At 71.9% G+C, this 16056-nt stretch carries 19 protein-coding genes; 5 read left to right on the top strand and 14 right to left on the bottom strand.

Features of this window, described 5'->3' with window-relative positions; all coding sequences use genetic code 11:
- Window positions 1-45: 45 nt before the first annotated feature.
- The 10 genes from ACFE7W_RS09230 to ACFE7W_RS09185 form a co-directional block, all read right to left on the bottom strand.
- On the bottom strand, window positions 46-936 hold the full coding sequence (locus ACFE7W_RS09230; protein ID WP_375424470.1) for a hypothetical protein: 891 nt from the start codon (window positions 934-936) through the stop codon (window positions 46-48).
- Window positions 933-1811 (bottom strand): type II secretion system F family protein, encoded by an 879-nt coding sequence (locus tag ACFE7W_RS09225; protein ID WP_375424469.1) that lies wholly within the window; start codon window positions 1809-1811, stop codon window positions 933-935. The genes ACFE7W_RS09230 and ACFE7W_RS09225 overlap by 4 nt, the downstream gene beginning before the upstream one ends.
- On the bottom strand, window positions 1808-3370 hold the full coding sequence (locus ACFE7W_RS09220; RefSeq protein WP_375424468.1) for a CpaF family protein: 1563 nt from the start codon (window positions 3368-3370) through the stop codon (window positions 1808-1810). The genes ACFE7W_RS09225 and ACFE7W_RS09220 overlap by 4 nt, the downstream gene beginning before the upstream one ends.
- Window position 3371: 1 nt before the next feature.
- The gene (locus ACFE7W_RS09215) at window positions 3372-4154 is read right to left on the bottom strand and encodes a hypothetical protein (protein WP_375424467.1); all 783 of its coding nucleotides are present in this window, start codon (window positions 4152-4154) and stop codon (window positions 3372-3374) included.
- A 4-nt stretch (window positions 4155-4158) separates the two neighbouring features.
- Entirely contained in the window at window positions 4159-4854 is a 696-nt protein-coding gene (locus ACFE7W_RS09210) for an SAF domain-containing protein (RefSeq protein WP_375424466.1), read from the bottom strand.
- A gap of 52 nt (window positions 4855-4906) precedes the next feature.
- Window positions 4907-5317: a pilus assembly protein TadE gene (locus ACFE7W_RS09205; RefSeq protein WP_375424465.1), complete on the bottom strand. Its 411-nt coding sequence runs from the start codon at window positions 5315-5317 to the stop codon at window positions 4907-4909.
- Window positions 5317-5751 (bottom strand): TadE/TadG family type IV pilus assembly protein, encoded by a 435-nt coding sequence (locus ACFE7W_RS09200; RefSeq protein ID WP_375424464.1) that lies wholly within the window; start codon window positions 5749-5751, stop codon window positions 5317-5319. Before ACFE7W_RS09200 ends, ACFE7W_RS09205 begins: the two co-directional genes overlap by 1 nt.
- Entirely contained in the window at window positions 5748-6125 is a 378-nt protein-coding gene (locus tag ACFE7W_RS09195; protein WP_375424463.1) for a TadE/TadG family type IV pilus assembly protein, read from the bottom strand. The genes ACFE7W_RS09200 and ACFE7W_RS09195 overlap by 4 nt, the downstream gene beginning before the upstream one ends.
- Before the next feature lie 2 nt (window positions 6126-6127).
- Window positions 6128-6316 carry a hypothetical protein gene (locus tag ACFE7W_RS09190; protein WP_375424462.1) on the bottom strand — a complete coding sequence of 63 codons (189 nt, stop codon included), beginning with the start codon at window positions 6314-6316 and terminating at the stop codon, window positions 6128-6130.
- A gap of 277 nt (window positions 6317-6593) precedes the next feature.
- Complete coding sequence (locus ACFE7W_RS09185; protein ID WP_375424461.1) at window positions 6594-7289, bottom strand: RNA polymerase sigma factor; 696 nt, start codon at window positions 7287-7289, stop codon at window positions 6594-6596.
- 145 nt (window positions 7290-7434) lie between these two features.
- On the opposite strand from ACFE7W_RS09185, the gene ACFE7W_RS09180 reads away from it, so the two are divergent.
- Window positions 7435-7683, top strand: a complete 249-nt coding sequence (locus ACFE7W_RS09180) for a hypothetical protein (RefSeq protein WP_375424460.1) — start codon at window positions 7435-7437, stop codon at window positions 7681-7683.
- 85 nt (window positions 7684-7768) lie between these two features.
- On the opposite strand, the gene ACFE7W_RS09175 is transcribed toward ACFE7W_RS09180, so the two are convergent.
- The gene (locus ACFE7W_RS09175) at window positions 7769-8116 is read right to left on the bottom strand and encodes a hypothetical protein (RefSeq protein WP_375424459.1); all 348 of its coding nucleotides are present in this window, start codon (window positions 8114-8116) and stop codon (window positions 7769-7771) included.
- 78 nt (window positions 8117-8194) lie between these two features.
- Between ACFE7W_RS09175 and ACFE7W_RS09170 the strand changes: the two genes are divergently transcribed.
- Complete coding sequence (locus tag ACFE7W_RS09170) at window positions 8195-9295, top strand: NADH:flavin oxidoreductase/NADH oxidase (protein WP_375424458.1); 1101 nt, start codon at window positions 8195-8197, stop codon at window positions 9293-9295.
- A gap of 67 nt (window positions 9296-9362) precedes the next feature.
- Here ACFE7W_RS09170 and ACFE7W_RS09165 read toward each other — a convergent pair whose 3' ends face one another.
- Both ACFE7W_RS09165 and ACFE7W_RS09160 read right to left on the bottom strand, forming a co-directional pair.
- Complete coding sequence (locus tag ACFE7W_RS09165) at window positions 9363-11369, bottom strand: ABC transporter ATP-binding protein (RefSeq protein WP_375424457.1); 2007 nt, start codon at window positions 11367-11369, stop codon at window positions 9363-9365.
- A gap of 124 nt (window positions 11370-11493) precedes the next feature.
- Window positions 11494-12957 carry a metallophosphoesterase gene (locus tag ACFE7W_RS09160; RefSeq protein ID WP_375424456.1) on the bottom strand — a complete coding sequence of 488 codons (1464 nt, stop codon included), beginning with the start codon at window positions 12955-12957 and terminating at the stop codon, window positions 11494-11496.
- Between the two features lie 306 nt (window positions 12958-13263).
- Between ACFE7W_RS09160 and ACFE7W_RS09155 the strand changes: the two genes are divergently transcribed.
- From ACFE7W_RS09155 to ACFE7W_RS09145, 3 genes are all read left to right on the top strand, one after another.
- Window positions 13264-13854, top strand: coding sequence for a DUF3592 domain-containing protein (locus ACFE7W_RS09155; RefSeq protein WP_375424455.1), 591 nt, complete (start codon window positions 13264-13266; stop codon window positions 13852-13854).
- A 108-nt stretch (window positions 13855-13962) separates the two neighbouring features.
- Entirely contained in the window at window positions 13963-14835 is an 873-nt protein-coding gene (locus ACFE7W_RS09150) for an ABC transporter permease (RefSeq protein ID WP_375424454.1), read from the top strand.
- Between the two features lie 31 nt (window positions 14836-14866).
- Window positions 14867-15628, top strand: coding sequence for an ABC transporter ATP-binding protein (locus tag ACFE7W_RS09145; RefSeq protein WP_375424453.1), 762 nt, complete (start codon window positions 14867-14869; stop codon window positions 15626-15628).
- A gap of 3 nt (window positions 15629-15631) precedes the next feature.
- Here the strand turns inward: ACFE7W_RS09145 and ACFE7W_RS09140 are convergent, their stop codons facing one another.
- Window positions 15632-16021 (bottom strand): hypothetical protein, encoded by a 390-nt coding sequence (locus tag ACFE7W_RS09140; protein WP_375424452.1) that lies wholly within the window; start codon window positions 16019-16021, stop codon window positions 15632-15634.
- Window positions 16022-16056 lie beyond the last annotated feature (35 nt).

The following is a 16056-nucleotide window of genomic DNA, read 5'->3' as shown; positions in this document are numbered from 1 at the left end:
CGGAACCTCGACGTGTTGTCCGTACGTGGCCGGTGTTGTCCGTCGCTAGACAAGGAAGATCTTCAACATCGCGGCGACCAGGAAGATCAGGCCGAAGATCATGGCCGGCAGCGTCATGTAGATCGTCATGCCCTCTGCCTCCGCCCCCGCGAGGATCTGCTCGGCGGTGAGGTGGGCGTCGCGGAGCTCCCGCACCCGCGCCCGGAGCGTGCCGGACAGCGCGGCCCCGGTCTCGTCGAGCTGCATCACGTCGGCCACGTCGCTGAGCTCGGGCAGGTCCAGCTGGGCCGCCAGCCGCCGCAGCTCGGCGTACGGGGCCTGCTGCTCCAGCCGGGCGCGCTCCAGGGCGAGACGGATCTGGACGAAGAGGGGGGTCTCGCTGAGTCGGGCCGCATTGGCCAGGGCCTGGGGTGCCGAGGCGTTGGTGAGCCGTTCGAGCGTGACCAGGTCGAGGTAGAGCAGCAGGGCCTCCATCGCCCCGGCGCAGACGGCGATCGTCCGGCGGCGCAGCATCAGGTCGGGCGTGAAGAAGCCGATCACCACGCCGAGCAGCGAGACCGCAGCCGGCCACGCGCTGAACGAGCCAGTGACCAGCCCGAGCGTGCCGCCGGCGACCGCAGGGAGCAGAGCCCCGATGATCGCCATCACCGCCTTGTCGGCGTAGAACTCCGCGATCGAGGTGTTCTGCAGCTGCAACGCCCGCCGCTGCTGCTCCGACAGGGGAAAGGGGCTGCGCCGGTAGAGGGCAGCGCCCAGCCGCTCGGACCGACTGGTGAGTGGGCCGGTGTCGCGGCTCCGGTCGCGCAACGGCTCCCCACCGCCCGCCCGGGCCAGCGCAGCCGCCAGATCCGGCGTCGCGGGGGCAAAGGTCACGACCAGGGCCACCAGCCCCGCTGCGACCAGCGCCCCGGCGGCCAGCACCAGGGCGAACGTCACCGCGAGGCTCCGACCAGGACGCGCGGCCGCGGCCGCTGCTGAGCCTTGCGCCGCATCAGCAGCAGCGAGCCGATGTAGGCCACCAGCAGCGCGGACAGCACCAGCTGCCCGGTCGGGGTCCGGTACGGGGAGAAGAACGAGGGGGACACGACGAAGGTCAGAGCCAGCGTGACCACCGAGATCACCGTGACCTGGCGGACCACGACGAAGGGCTTGGCCCGTTCCACCTCGATCGCGCGGCGGCCCTTGAGCGAGGCCTGAATGGAGTCCGCCAAGGCCTCCATGGTCACCGACGCGCCGTTCGCGCCCCGATTGGCCGAGAGCATCAGCGCGGCCAGCACGGCGTCGGCGTCGGGTGAGTCCAGCTCGTCGGCCATCCGCAGCAGTGCCTCGCGGGTCTCCCAACGGTTGTTGAGCCGCGCGACGAGCAGGCCGATCTCCTCGGCCAGCAGCGGCGGCGCGGTCCGACGGGAGACGCGGATCGCGTCGGTCACCGACCGACCGGTGCCGAGGGTGGCGCTCAGTCCTCGGACCCATCGGTCCAGGGCCTCGAGCAGAGCCACGTCCCGCGGCTGCGGGGCGCTGAGCAGGTAGGGCAGTCCCAGGACCAGGGCCGGGACCACCACGAGGGCGATCACCCAGCCCGTGACGGCTGCGGTGGCCAGCCCGACCAGCAGACTGCCCGCGAGCAGCAGGTCACGCCGTCGGCCCCGCGGCCCGGCCGGTCGCCGGCTGAGGCGGGCCCAGAGCTCGGCGGCCGTCGCGGTCCGTCGCGAGCGGTTCGATGGCTGGGGCGTCCGACGCTGCAGGCCGGCGACCAGAGCCCACACCCCGGCCACCAGCAGCAAGCCGGCCGCGACCGCGAGCGCGGTCACGAGGAGCCTCGGCGTCGGGGGCGGGGCGCGGTGCCGCGGAGACTGGCTCCGGCCCGCGGCAGGGCCCGCCGGAACGGCTCGAGCTCGCGGGCGAACCCGGCGTCGGGGTAGAAGCCCGCCGCCTGGGAGGGCGTACCGGTGGCGGTGTAGGTGAGGTGCGTGACCGGCCGGCCGTTCTCGGTGGCCCGGGTGACCTGGCGGATCTCGGAGACGAAACGCCGTCGGACGCCGCCCTTCCATGTCTCGTCCAGCAGCCGGACGTACACGAGGAGGTGGATGTTGTTGGCGATCTGGCGGTACGCCTCGTCGATCGTCAGCACCCCGCCCTGGGCCACCCGCGAGGCCAGCCGGTCGATGGTCGACTCGGCCGAGTGCGAGTGGGTCGTGGACAACGTGCCCGTGCCGGCTTGCATCGCCTCGAACATGGCGGCGGCCTCGCCGCCGCGGACCTCCCCGACCACCAGCCGGGACAGGTTCTGCCGCAGGGCCTCGGGCATCAGGTCTGAGATCGTCACCTCACCGACCCGGGTGCCGCCGCTGGTCTCGCCGTGCCCGGTCCGCGCCTGCAGGGCCAGGATGTTCTCCCGGCCGGGCTGCAGGTGGGTCATCAGCTCGTAGTCGGTCTCCAGGGTGCCGAAGCGCTCGTGCGCCGGGATGGCGTTGATGAGCGCGCGCAGCAGGGTGGTCTTGCCCGCTCCCTGGTCGCCGGAGATCACCATCGACCGCCGCGCCAGGATGGCCGCGTCCAGGAACTCCGCCACCTCGACCGGCATCAACCCACCGGCGGCGAGGTCGGCCAGCGAGACGTCGGTCAGCGTGTGCTGCCGGATGACGACGCTGGGCCGGTAGGACAGGCCGAAACCGATGGCGTGCAGCCGGAAGCGCTCGCCCAGCGCGAGCGTCATCGAGGGGTGGGTGTCGTCGAACGGCCGCGCGGGCTGACTGTTCTGACCGAGGAACCGGATGGCCTCGACGAGCTCGTCGTCGCTGTCGGCGACCGGTGGCATCCGCTCCCGCCGCCCGTCGCCGTACTGGACGAAGACGGAGTCCCAGCCGTGGATCTCGATGTTCTCCACCGTGGCCATCTCCAGCAGGGGCTGCAGCCGGCCGTAGCCGAAGACCGAGTCCTCGACGGCGGCCACGTAGGTCTGCTCGGCCTCCGGCGACCAGAGCTCCGCGCCCTCGCGGTGCAGCGCGCGGACGTGGTCACCGACAACGCGTCGGATCACCGACCGGCCCAGCAGCAGCCGGTCGTCGCCGGCCAACGGCCGTCCCGTCGCCTGCTGGGACCGCTCGCTCTCCTCGGTGATCACCTCCGACGCGCGGCGTCGCAGCTCGGCGACCTGGGCCCATTCCAACCCCTCCGGACCGGCACCCAGGCGGGCCGCGAGGCGTTCGCGGGGGTAGTTGCCGAAGCCCTCGGCCGGACCGACGCCGATCCTCAGCCCCGGCCTGGCCCCGTGAGCCGGAGCGGTCGGGCCGGACGGGGAGTCGTCGTCGTAGTCGGCGAGGACCGGGACCCCGTCGAGGTCGGGTGGGGCGACCGCGGTGTCCTCCATCTCAGCTCCTCACCAGCTCGGTCGAGCGCTGCAGCGAGTCGGCGAGGGTGGAGGCGGCGTGCCGGAGCCCGCGGAGCAGCGGCGCGGCCTCGAACTTGCGGTGCTGCGGGGCACCGTCGGAGAAGTGGGCGGCGGCGGCCGGGTCGTGCGGCAGCTGGGCGAGCACCGTCGGTCCGAGGGCCTTGCTGATCTCGGCGGCCTGGTACGGCTGACCGGGACCCACCAGGACCAGCCCGGGCCGGCTCGGCGACGCGGCGGCCGTGCGCAGCTCGGTCAGCGCCGGCAGGTGCACCCGGGCCGAGAGCACCGAGCGCAGGTCGGACCGCAGCACCAGCAGGTTGAGGGCACTGCGTTCCAGCAGGGCGGGTGGGAGGCCCAGCGGCCCGATCCGCCCGAGGTCGACCAGTACGTCGACGTCGACGTCGGCCAGCCGGTCGAAGGTGTCGGCCAGCTCCTCCCAGACGCCGGCGAAGTGCGCCGCGCTGGTGGGCTTGGTGAAGCCGGGCAGGAAGAGCCGCCGGTCGCCTTCCCCGTCGACCAGGGGGAGGCACTGGTCGATCACGACCTCCCGCAGCGGACGGCGGTCACGGTGCGCCTCGGCGACCCGCAGCAGGCCCTTGCCATGGGCGGACCGGCCGGTCAGGTAGCCCGCAAGCACGGCCTGGTGGGCACCGGGGTCGCAGTCGGCCAGCAGCACCGGTCGGGGCCAGCAGAGCGCCAACCCGACGGCGAGCGTGGTGACGCCCGGCGCGCCGTTGGCGGACGCGAGCAGCAGGATGGCCATCCGGTCAGCGCCCCGCGTCGCGGACGACGGCCAGCCGCTGCGAGGCGGCGAGCAGCGCGACCGTGGCCGCCTGTGCCTGCGGCACGTCCACGTCGACCATGGTCGAGGTGCCGTCCGGAGCGGGCGCGGTGTCGACCACCCGGGCCGCGTAGGTCTTGCCGGCCAGCTGGTCCTTGGCCGCCGTGCTGCTCGACGCGGGCGGCAGCGCGACCAGCCGGACCGGCGACGAGGGGAGCAGCAGGCCCTGCGGTGCGTGGCCGCCGGGAAGGAGGATGCCGACGACGGACCGGCCATCGGCGGGCAGCGCCGTCGCGGCCACCGACGTGGCGGCGACGACGCTGCCGGACGGTAGGTCGTACACCGCCCGCTGGCCGACCAGTCCGTCGAGCCCGCTGGCCGGGACCGCGTCCGGCAGCGCGCCGCCTTGCAGCCGAACGGTGGTCAGGTCGTCGGCCTCGAGGACCTCGCCGCGGTAGACGGTCCGCGCGACCGACACGACCGTGGTCTCGGAGGCGACGTTCGCGTAGACGACGTAGGACAGCAGCGCGCCGAGGCAGAGCGCGACCACGCCGAGCGCGATCCATTTCGGGTCCCGGCGGCCGGCCAGCCGGGGCAGCTCGGTCGCCGGAGGGGCCGCGGGGTCAGCGTCCAGGGCCGGGCTCCGGCCGGCTCCCGGCCGTGCGTCGGTGTCGATGCTCATGAGGACCTCGTCTGGGGTTGAGCGGTCTGGGGTCGAGCGGTCTGGGATGTGGTCATCGGGTGCCACCGGTGGCGACGATGTCGGCCTCGGCTGAGCCGGTGCCGGTCACGCTGTCCAGACCGATGACGCTCAGGAAGACGGTGTCGGCCGAGGAGGACGTGGTCACGGTGACGACCCCGGCGGAGACCTGGACGGATCCGCTGACCGACGGTTGGCCCGCCAGGTAGGCCTTGGCGGCCAGCACCGCCGCGGCGGCCGGATCGCGACCGCCGAGCTGTTGGGTGGCGGCGGCATTGCCCGCGGCACGCGCGGCCCCCGCTGCGGCCGACTCGGCCAGGGTGGCTGCGGTGACCTTCTGGCCGCCATCGATCACGAGCCCGGCCACCAGGAAGATCGCGCCCATCAGCAGGAGTATGTAGAGCGTGGTCGTCTGACCCCGTTCGTCGCGGGGAGGAGCAGTCATCACCGGCTCCGGTAGGTGTCGAGCGCGGCCGCGCCGTCGCCGGTCAGCAGCACGGAACCGGGCAGCCCGGGCAGGGCGATGTCGGCCAGCGGCACCCGGCACCGGACGGTCGAGCCGACCGTGGCCGGGGTACCGACCGGTACGGCGAAGCCGGCCGTCCGGATCTCGACCGACGTCTGGTCGCAGCGCAGGCCGGCCGTGGCGAGCGACGCCCGGGCGGCCTCGCGGCCGTCGGTGGCCGCCGCGCCGGAGGTCCGGGCCAGCGACGCCGCCCGGGCCCCGGACTGCGCGGCCTCGGTCACGGCAGTGCGGGCGAACCAGAGCCGCCCACCGGCGACCAGCATGCCGAGCACCAGCACCAGGGCCGGGACCAGCAGGGTGAGCTCGATGGTGGCAGAGCCCCGCTCGCCGTGGCGTCCGAGCCGACCGGTCACGGAGCCGTCACCCTCTCGAGCGGCGCGGCGGCCGTCTCGCTGATCTTGCCCAGGCCGAGATCGAGCATCAGAGGCGCATCGCCGCTCACCCGGGCAGAGACCTGCGCAGGACCGCGCACGACCGTCACCGTGACTCCGGTCAGGCCGCCGGCGCGGGCGAGGTCCTCCCCCAGCTCGGCCGCGGCGCCTGAGCTGCCGTCGGTGCCGCGGGCCACGTCGACCACCGCCGCAGCCGCGCGTTCAGCCACGTTGCGGGCATGCAGCCAGATCCCGGCCTGGATGATGCCGAGGGTCACGAGCAAGAGGACCGGCCAGACCACGGCGAGCTGGATGCTCTCGCTCAGGCCTCGCTGGTCCCGGGACGGGAGCGGCACCGCTACTTCGGCAGGTGGCTCGTGACGTAGGCGGTGATCACGCCGAGCACGATGACGGCGACGGTCACCGCCCCGGCCAGCAGGATCGCGTTCTCGGTCGACTGGCTGAGGCCCCGCTCGTCGCGGGCGGCCGGAGCGCGGAGCAGCAGGAGCAGGCCGACCACGGTGCGGGTCAGGGTCTTGAGATTCATCCGGTGTCCTTTCGGGATCGGTGCCACGATCACGAAACCCCCGAGGGCGAGGCGATCGAGCCGGCGACGCTGCCGGCGAGGAAGCAGGCAGGGGTCGGCGACCACCTCGGTCAGCCACCGGTGCCCCCGCACACGGGGGATCAGCATGGCCCGGAAACAGCGGTTCTGTCGCCCGAACGAGGGGATTCGTACTGCCATTCGGGCATCTTGCGTCCCATCTCTCTTCCTTCGCGGAAATGCCACCGATGTCATTCACCCCACCAGTTCTCGCCCCCGGTCAGGCCGCGCCGGCCAGCTCGTCGGCGTGGTCGGCCAGCACCTGGAGGGCGCGGCTGCAGCGCACCCGGACCGAGCCTGCCGTGGATCCGTGGCGCCGAGCCGCCTCGGCGCCGCTGAGGCCCCGGACATACACCGTTTCGAGCAGCAGACCGGAGGGCTCGTCGAGCAGCCGTAGACGCCGTCCGGCCTCGATCAGGCTGACCGCGTCCAGGCCCGCTGCGACCCCGTGGTCGAGCTCACGCCGCTGCGCCTCCTGCTCGACCAGCTGCTCGAGCTCTACGCCGGCCAGCCAGAGCGTGGCTCCACCCCGGCCGTACGCCTCCTGCCTCACCGCCTTGAGGGTGTCGAGAGCCAGGTTCGCGGCGATCCGGACCGGGCGTGCCCTCAGCGGGTAGCGGGCGAGGACGCACCAGGCGGCGGCGACGTAGACGTCGACCGGCGATCGCCGGTCACGGGACGCCATCTGGACGAGGCGCCCGAGCATCGACTGCAGCACCGTCCGGGCCGCCATCGCGTCACCGTGTTGAGCGGCGCTCAGCAGCGCGTGCAAGGTCACGTCGCAGCCCCGACTGGCTCGGCTGACCAGCACCCCCTGACCACTGCCGTCGCTCTCGAGGATCTCCTGCCAGTCCGCGTTCAGTCGGTCGACGATCCGCCAGGGCGCCTCGCCGACGCTGGTACCGCTGCCTGTCATGTCCGCCTCCTCGATCCGTTGGATCGAGGATTGCGAGCCGGTGTTGGCCACCGTGTTGTATGACCCGCCTCTGGTGTTGTCCTGCTCGCTGAGGTGTTGTCCGATGGCTCCAGCCCGCCGGCGCGGCACGTGCCATGCTCGACCCATGGACGCTTCCGAGCTCGCGGCCGAGCTGCTGGCCGGCTGCGTCGCAGACGGTCAGGCCGTACGCCGGGTGCCCGTGGACGCCGAGGCCGACCTGGTCCGGGCTGAGCTGCGCCGGCTGGCGCGACGGGGCGACGTCCGGGTACGGACCGCCCGCCTCGACGACACCGTGGTCGTCGCGCGCACCGACGCCGCTCTCTGGACCGACGACACCGTCACCATGCGGCGCAAGCTCACCCCTCAGGACTGAGGCTTCGCCCGTCCGGTCCGGTCCCGTCCGGTGAGCGCAACCTCTTCGAGGCCTTCGACAGGCTCAGGACGCGGCGCGGACAGGATCAACGCGCGGGGTCGAGGTGGCCGCGCCAGGCCAGGCTCTGGCGGTTGAGGCGGCGCAGCAGCAGGTCGCCCTCAGCCTCGATCCTCATCGCGAGCTCGACGGCGTACCGCAGCTGGGCGTCGTCGAGCTGGGCGAAGGCGGGCGAGCGGGTGCGGTCCAGGACGTCGTACCAGCACCGGCCCACCGTGTGGTCGAGGACGATCCGGCCGAAGCAGTGGTCGGACCGCACGACCCACCGCTCGGCCGCGGCCCGGCGGGGCAGCTCGCGCAGCACCAGCTGGCGGTAGCGGCTCATCAGGTCGTCGCGCTCGCGGTCATCCGGGTACGGGGCAGCGTCGTCGACCATGCCACCGAGCGTAGGAGTGTGAGCGGAACCACCCAAGGGCGGCGGAATCGCCGTCCGCGCGGGTCGGTTCGGCTCAGTATGGCCCTGCTCTTCGAACCCCTGACGCTCCGCGACCTCACCGTTGCCAACCGGGTCTGGCTGGCCCCGATGTGCCAGTACTCGGTCACCGCCGAGGACGGCGTCCCCACCGACTGGCACCTGGTGCACCTCGGTTCCCGGGCCCAGGGTGGCTTCGGGCTGATCCTCACCGAGGCCACCGCCGTGGTGCCGGAGGGTCGGATCAGCCCGCAGGACACTGGTCTGTGGGACGACACCCAGCGCGACGCCTGGGCGCGGGTCGTCGACTTCGTGCACGCCCAGGGCGCGGCGATCGGGGTCCAGCTCGCCCACGCCGGCCGCAAGGGCTCGACCTACCGGGGCTTTCCTGGGGAGCCGACCGGCCCCGTTCCCGTCGAGCTCGGCGGCTGGACGCCCGTCGGCCCCTCAGCCACCCCCTTTCCCGGGCTGGCCGACCCGCAGGAGATGACGGTCGCCGAGATCGCCGCCACGGTCGGAGCCTTCGCGGCGGCCGCGTGCCGCGCCGACGAGGCCGGCTTCGACGTCGTCGAGATCCACGGCGCGCACGGCTACCTGGTGCACGAGTTCCTGTCCCCGCTGTCGAACCTGCGTACCGACGGCTACGGCGGCGGCTTCGAGAACCGCACCCGATTCCTGATCGAGGTCGTCGACGCCGTCCGCGCCGTCTGGCCCGTGGGCAAGCCGGTACTGGTGCGGCTGTCGGCCACCGACTGGACCGACGGGGGCTGGGCCCTCGCGGACTCGGTCCGGCTGTCGGCCCTGCTCAAGGAGCACGGCGTCGACCTGGTCGACACCTCCACCGGCGGCAACGTGCCGGCCGACATCCCGGTCGGCCCGAACTACCAGGTCCCCTTCGCCGCCACCATCCGCGCCGAAGCGGGCCTGCCGACCGGAGCGGTCGGGCTGATCGCCACCCCGCAGCAGGCCGAGGAGGTGCTCGGCGCCGGGGAGGCCGACGTCGTGCTGCTGGCCCGGGCCGCCCTGCGGGAGCCGTCCTGGCCGCTGCGCGCCGCGGCCGAGCTGGGCCTGACCTGGCGCGAGGCCCCCTACCCCGCCGCTTACACGCGGGGCACGTGGGACGACGTCCTCACGCCTGCCTGATCTCCGACCGGTCAGCGTCGGTGGTTGCCGGACGACCACCGGCGCTGGCACGTCGCAAGGGAACGGGTCAGACGGCGACGTCCGCGCGGACCCGGCCGCGGGCGTCGCAGACGGTCTTGCCGTCGCTGTAGCGGACGCCGTCGGCAAAGCGGGCCTCGACGGAGCCGGCGCCGAACTGCTCGGTGTAGAGGCGCGAGTACAGCCCGCCGAGCGCCAGCAGCTCGGCGTGGCTGCCTTGCTCGACCAGCTCGCCCTCCTCCAGACCGAAGATGACGTCGGCGTTCTGGATGGTGGAGAGCCGGTGGGCGATGGCGATGGTGGTCCGGCCCTGGGTGGCGCGTTCCAGCGCGTCCTGCACCAGCCGCTCGGTCTCGGTGTCCAGCGCGGAGGTGGCCTCGTCGAGGATGAGCACCCGCGGGTTCATCAAGAAGACGCGCGCAATGGCCAGCCGCTGCTTCTCCCCGCCGGACAACCGGTAGCCGCGCTCACCGGTGACCGTGTCGTAGCCGCCGGCGAAGCTCTGGATCCGGTCGTGGATGTTGGCGTCCCGGGCGGCCTGGTGCACCTCGGCCTCGGTCGCGTCCGGCCGGGCGTAGGCGATGTTGTCGTAGACCGTGCCGTGGAACAGGTAGGGCTCCTGGGTCACCATGCCCACGGTCTCGGCGATCGAGCCGAGCGTGGCCTCGCGGACGTCGACGCCGTCGATCAGCACCGCGCCCTCGGTGACGTCGTAGAAGCGCGGCACCAGGTAGGTCATCGTCGTCTTGCCCGACCCCGAGGGCCCGACGATCGCCGCGAGCTGACCGGGCCGCACCGTCAGGCTGAGGTGCCGGAGCGTCCAGCCGTCGCCCACCTGGCGCTCCTCCTCGACGGGCTCCGGCTCCGAACCGGCACCGGGGGAGAAGCGGCGGCCGCCGGCCCGGCCACCGCTGAGCTCGCGCGGCTCCGGGTAGCGGAACCAGACGTCGCGGAACTCCACCGACCCGCCCTGGCTGCTGGTCGTGAGCGCGACGGCCCCGGGACGCTCGGCGATCGCGGGCTCCAGGTCCAGGTACTCGAAGATCCGGCGGAACAGCGCGAGGGAGGTCTGCACGTCCAGGGTCACCCGCATCAGCTGGATCAACGGCATCTGCAGCCGGGCCTGCAGCGTGGTGAAGGCCACCAGCGTGCCGGCGGTGAGCCCCGCGCCGCCGCCCAGCCGGCCGGTGATCATGAAACCCGCAAAGAGGTAGATCAGGGCCGGGGTGATGGCGAAGAACGTCTGCACCAGGGCGAAGAAGGTTCGGCCGGTCATCGCCTGCTCGACCTGCAGCTTGGTCTGGCGGGCGTTCTCCTCGCGGTAGCGCGCCACCTCGGAGTCGGCCCGGTGGAACACCTTGGCCAACAAGATGCCCGAGACCGAGAGCGCCTCCTCGGTGATCGCGGTCATCTCCGACAGCGACTCCTGCGTGCGCCGGGCCAGCCGCTGCCGGCGCCGCCCCACCCGTACCTGGACGAAGACGAAGATCGGCATCAGGACCAGGGTCAGGATGGTCAGCTTCCACGAGAGCAGCAGCATCGAGACGAACGCCGCGAGCACGGTCACCGAGTTCTGCAGGATCGTCGTCGCGGTGTCGGTGAGGACGGTCCGGACGCCGCTCACGTCGTTGGCCAGCCGCGACTGGATCGCGCCCGTCTTCGTCGCGGTGAAGAACGCGAGCTCCATCTTCTGCAGGTGTGCGAACAGGGTGCTGCGCAGGTCGGCCATGGCCGAGTTGCCGATGGTGGCGGTGAGCAGGTTCTGGCCGATGCCGATCAGGGCTGTCATCAGCGGGATCACACAGAGCCCCAGCACCAGCCAGCCCAGCAGCCCCAGGTGCGCCGCGGAGCCGTCCACGGGGAACAGCGCGTCGTCGAAGACGGCCCGGGTCAGGAAGGGCGCCACCGAGGTGAGCACCGCCGAGCCGACGACGGCCACCCCGACCAGGATCATCTTGGCCTGGTAGGGCGCCAGCAGCCTCGCGATCCGGGTCAGCACGCCGTCCGAGGGCTCCGCCGGGGCGCCCGCCACGTTCTCGGGGGGCGCGTCGGTCATGAGCCTGACTTTATGTCACGGCCCCGCACCCCGGCGGGCCTCACGAGACAGGCGCACACCGCAGCGGCAGGCCGGGTGGCCTGCCGCTGCGGGGTGGGGGTCGTCGCTTGTGCGCTTGATCAGGTCAGTTGAACCTCATGTCGGTGACCTTCTCGTCGTACTCGTGCCAGGTCCGGTTGGTGAAGGGGGCGTAGATGGTGGAGGAGACGGTGTCCTTGGCGGTGTCGACGGTGATCATCCGGACCGGGTTGGTCCTGCCCTCGTGGAAGGTGGTCAGGAAGGAGTGGATCTTGTTGCCGTGCACCCCGGTGTCGACCCGGGACTTGCGGGCGTAGCCGACGTGGCCGGAGAAGACCATCTTGACGTTGGCGTACTGGCTGACCAGGTGGTCGTAGACGTACTGGGGTGAGGTGGCGCCGTAGCCCTGGTTGTTGTCCCCGATCGTCCCGTTGCCGTTCAGGAAGTAGTGGGTGGAGATGATCACGTTGTAGTCCGGGTGCGAGGCCACCACGTCGCGGGCCCACTCGATGACCGACTTGCGGGCACAGAACTCCAGGGTGAGAACCATCCACTTCTCGTTGCCGGCGGTGTAGGTGGCGTAGACGTTGTCGATCTTGCCCGGCTCGAAGGCCCCGCCGACGTCACCGAAGTCGGAGGCGGAGAAGTAGTGGTTGAGCGTCGTCGTGTCGCGGATCTGTTCCCAGGTCTTGCCGCCCCGGGCGCTGCCGCCGACGCCGGTGGCCTCGGTGTCGTGGTTACCCACGGCCACGGTGTAGGGGATCTTGTTCTCGGTCAGCACGTTCATGCCGGCCTTGGCTCGCTGGTACTGGTCGTGGGTGTCGGTGTCCCAGTTGACGAGGTCACCGGTCTGGGCGACGAATGAGACGTCCTGGGTGTCCAGCCAGCGGTTGCGCGCGGCCAGCCGGACGTCGTTGTCCTTCAGCACCTCGAGCTGGGTGTCCGGCACCACCGCGAAGGTGAAGGTGCTCGGCTGCGTCGAGGGGGGCGTCGACGGGGGCGTCGAGGGGGGCGGCTGGATCGGGGGCGGGTCCGTCACCGCGACCGGGGCGACGAAGAAGGAGACCTTCTCCGCCTTCCAGCCGGCCGAGGTCAGCGCGGCCTTGGCGGCACCATCAGCCGCGAGCCGGTGCTGGGTCCCCTTGACCAGCCGCGCCATCTGCTCGGTACAGCCCGAGCCGGCGGGCGCGACGTAGAAGCGGACGCCCTGGTCGACGTAGCCGTAGATCTTCTTCGCCGACGCCACCTCCTTGGTGCTGGTGGTGTAGAGGAAGTCGGCGGTCTTGCCCGAGTAGAGGCGGTGCACGCCGAGCAGGCCGGGGGCCGCGCTGTCGGAGGCGAGGAACGCCGTGCCCTTCGCGGTGTAGCCGGCCTTGACGGCCTGCGTGGCCTCGGAGCTCCAGGGGGTGAAGAGGCTGGACCCGCTGGGGCTCGTGGCCTGGTAGACCGCGTCCTTCAGGGAGGCGCAGGCCGCCGACGGCGAGGCGACGGCGACCTGGGTGCCGGCGCCGGCGCTGGCGATCAGGGCGACGGTGGCGGCGCTCGCGGCCAGGAGGGCGGTCTTGTTCATCTCGTACCTCGGGGGATTCCGGGCCGGCCCGTGGAGCCGGCGGTGTCGAACTGCGTCTGACGGTCTGGCTGGGTGCTGAGCGGTCGAACCCCGAGTGCCCCCAGCGTCGTTCGGGCCTTCGGGCGGTGGCAATGCCTGTCGGGGCACTCGGGACCTTCGCCCGGCCGAGCGCGGATTACGTGCCCGAAGGCCCTGGACGCCGGGTGACCTAGGCCCGCGGGAATGCGGGACCAAAGGCCCACCGGCAGCCGGGACTTCTCGTTTTCGGGGTCCCGCCACGGCGTGGCCGCGGCCTACGATGGCGCCGTGACGTGGCTGCGGTTCCCCCGGGTGCTGGCCCTTGTCATCTGCGTGTACCTGCTGGCCACAGGCGTGCTCTTCGCGGCCTACTCGGCCCGCAACGCCGACTTCGTCGCTCACGCCGCCACCACCACCGGGACGGTGGTCGAGCTGGTCCCGCGGGCGGCGGCCGGCTCGGCCCGCGAGCCGAGCCCGACGGTGCGCACCATGCCCACCGCGCCGACGGTCCGCTACACGGTCGGGGGACGGACCTACACCTACACCGCCGCCCACGGCCGCTACCGGCAGCGGTTGCGCGTCGGCGACCCGGTGCCCGTCCGCTACCTGCCGAGCGACCCCGGGCAAGCTCGGATCCAGGGCGAGGACCGGGTGCTGCTGCCCCTGCTGGCGATCAGCTTCCTGCTGGCGGCGCTCGCGGTCGTGGTGCTGCTGGTGCTGACCCGCCGGCTCGGGCGGCAACCCTCACGCCGGACCGGCCGCCGACGGCAGGACTCCCGGCCCGGCGCCGGGGCTGAGACCGCGCTCGACGCCCTGCCCGACCCGAGGCCCGACACCCGGCTGCCTACGGCGCGTGGCGGCGGCCACCCGTCCGGGTGAGCGGGCCGGAGGCTCTGACCGTGGCAGACTGTGCCACCGACCCGACCCGCGCACGGGACCCGCACAGAACTCCGAACGAGCAGGAACGCCCATGAACCCGGTGCTGCCATGACGGCTCTCCGTGAGAGCGAGTCGGACTTCGAGCCGATCTACCACCACTACGGCCCCCACCGGGCCGGGCTGCCCCCGCTGGTCCGGTACTTCCGAGAGCTCTGGGCCCGCCGCGAGTTCGCCACCGAGCTGAGCAAGTCCTCGATGCGCAGCGCGAACACCTCGACCTTCTTCGGCCAGGCCTGGTTGATCCTGAACCCGCTGCTGCTGGCGGCGGTCTACTACCTGCTGGTGACGATCATCCGCAACCGGCACGACCCGTCGTTCTTCACCCACCTGTTGCTGGCGCTCTTCGCCTTCCACCTGGTGTCGACCTCGATCAACACCGGCTCGAAGTCGGTGACCACCTCGGGCAAGCTGCTGATCAACACCGCGTTCCCCCGGCTGCTGATCCCGCTCTCGGCCGTCCGGACCGCCTTCTTCAGCTTCCTGCCCACGATCCCGCTCTACTTTGTCTTCCACATCATCTTGATGCCTCGGCAGTGGAGCTGGACGATGCTGCTGTCGATCTACTTCCTGGGCTGCATGATCTTGTTCTCGATGGGCCTGGCCGCCTTCTTCGCCACCCTGCAGGTCTACTTCCGCGACACGTCCAGCTTCCTGCCCTACTTCGTCCGCATCTGGATGTACCTGTCTCCGGTGCTGTGGCTGCCCGACAGCGTCACCAAGTTCTCCAAGGCCGCGCTGACCCTGATCCAGGTCAACCCCCTGTACTCGATGCTGGGCGGCTACGCCGAGTCCGTGCAGGAGGGCCAGGTCCCCCCGCTGTACATGTGGGTGACCGCCGCCGCGTGGGCCGTGGCCGCGGCCGCCGGCGGCTTCCTGTTCTTCATTTCGAGGGAGCGTGAGTTCGCTGTCCGCCTCACCTGAGACCACTTCCACCCAGTCGGCGCTCAGTCCGATGGCGGTGAGGGTCGACGACCTCTCGATCACCTACCGGACCACCTTCGAGCGCAAGCCGACGCTGAAACAGGCGCTGGTGCGGTTCGGCCGTGGCCAGCGCGCCGTCCGGGAGGTCGAGGCCCTCAAGCACGTCAGCTTCGAGATCCGCAACGGCACCGCTCTGGGCATCATCGGCTCCAACGGCGCCGGCAAGTCGACCCTGATGCGCGCGATCGCGGGCATCCTGCCGCCGACCAGCGGCTCCATCGAGGTCTGGGGCAAAGCCAGCACGCTGCTCGCGCTCGGCGTCGGCTTCAACAAGGACCTCTCCGGCCGCGAGAACATCATCCTGGGCGGGCTGGCGTCGGGGCTCTCGCGGCGGGAGGTCGAGGAGCGGGCCGACGACGTGGCCGAGTGGACCGAGCTCGGCGACTTCATCGACATGCCCATGCGTACCTACTCCTCCGGCATGTCCGCGCGGGTCGGCTTCTCCGTCGCGGTGCACATGAAGCCCGACATCCTGATGATCGACGAGGCCCTCTCCACCGGCGACGCGAAGTTCCGGGAGAAGGCCAACGCGAAGATGGCCGAGCTGCGGCAGAGCGCGCGCGCCATGTTCCTGGTCAGCCACGGCCTGGGCAGTATCAAGGAGATGTGCAGCGACGCCATCTGGCTGAACAAGGGCCAGCTGATGATGCGGGGCACCCCCGACGAGGTCGTCAAGGAGTACATGGCCTTCGTCAAGGTCAAGCAGTCCGCGACCACCGACGAGGAGATCTGAGCCTCAGCCGGCCGCGAGCCGCCAGGCCAGGAAGTCACTGAGCGAGCCCGACTCGCCGTCGCGGCCCCCCTTGCCCACGATCAGCGGTGGCGGGCTCCGCATCAGCCGGACGCCGGTGAACCGCTCGCGGAACCCGCCGGGCACGGTGAGGACGTAGTAGCCCCCGTCCTGACCGATCGCCAGGCTCTGGTTCTTGCGGAGGTACCAGCCGACCTTGTCGGTCTTGACCGACTGGCCGGTGAACAGGGTGGCGCGGAGCGGTTCGGGGGCCAGCCCCCGGGCCTGGGCGTCCCGCACGAACGCGTCGATCAGCAGCTGCGCCCGCTGGGACTCCCCCCGCTCCTGCGCCGCAGCGAGCTCGGCGCGGCGGGCGGCTTCCTCGGCGCGGGACACGGCCCCCACCGTAGCGCCGGGACCGACGCGACCAC

Source organism: uncultured Friedmanniella sp., assembly GCF_964244285.1.
Taxonomy (GTDB): domain Bacteria; phylum Actinomycetota; class Actinomycetes; order Propionibacteriales; family Propionibacteriaceae; genus Microlunatus.
The sequence above is the reverse complement of the archived record's forward strand: the minus strand, read 5'-3'. Positions and strand labels throughout refer to the sequence as shown.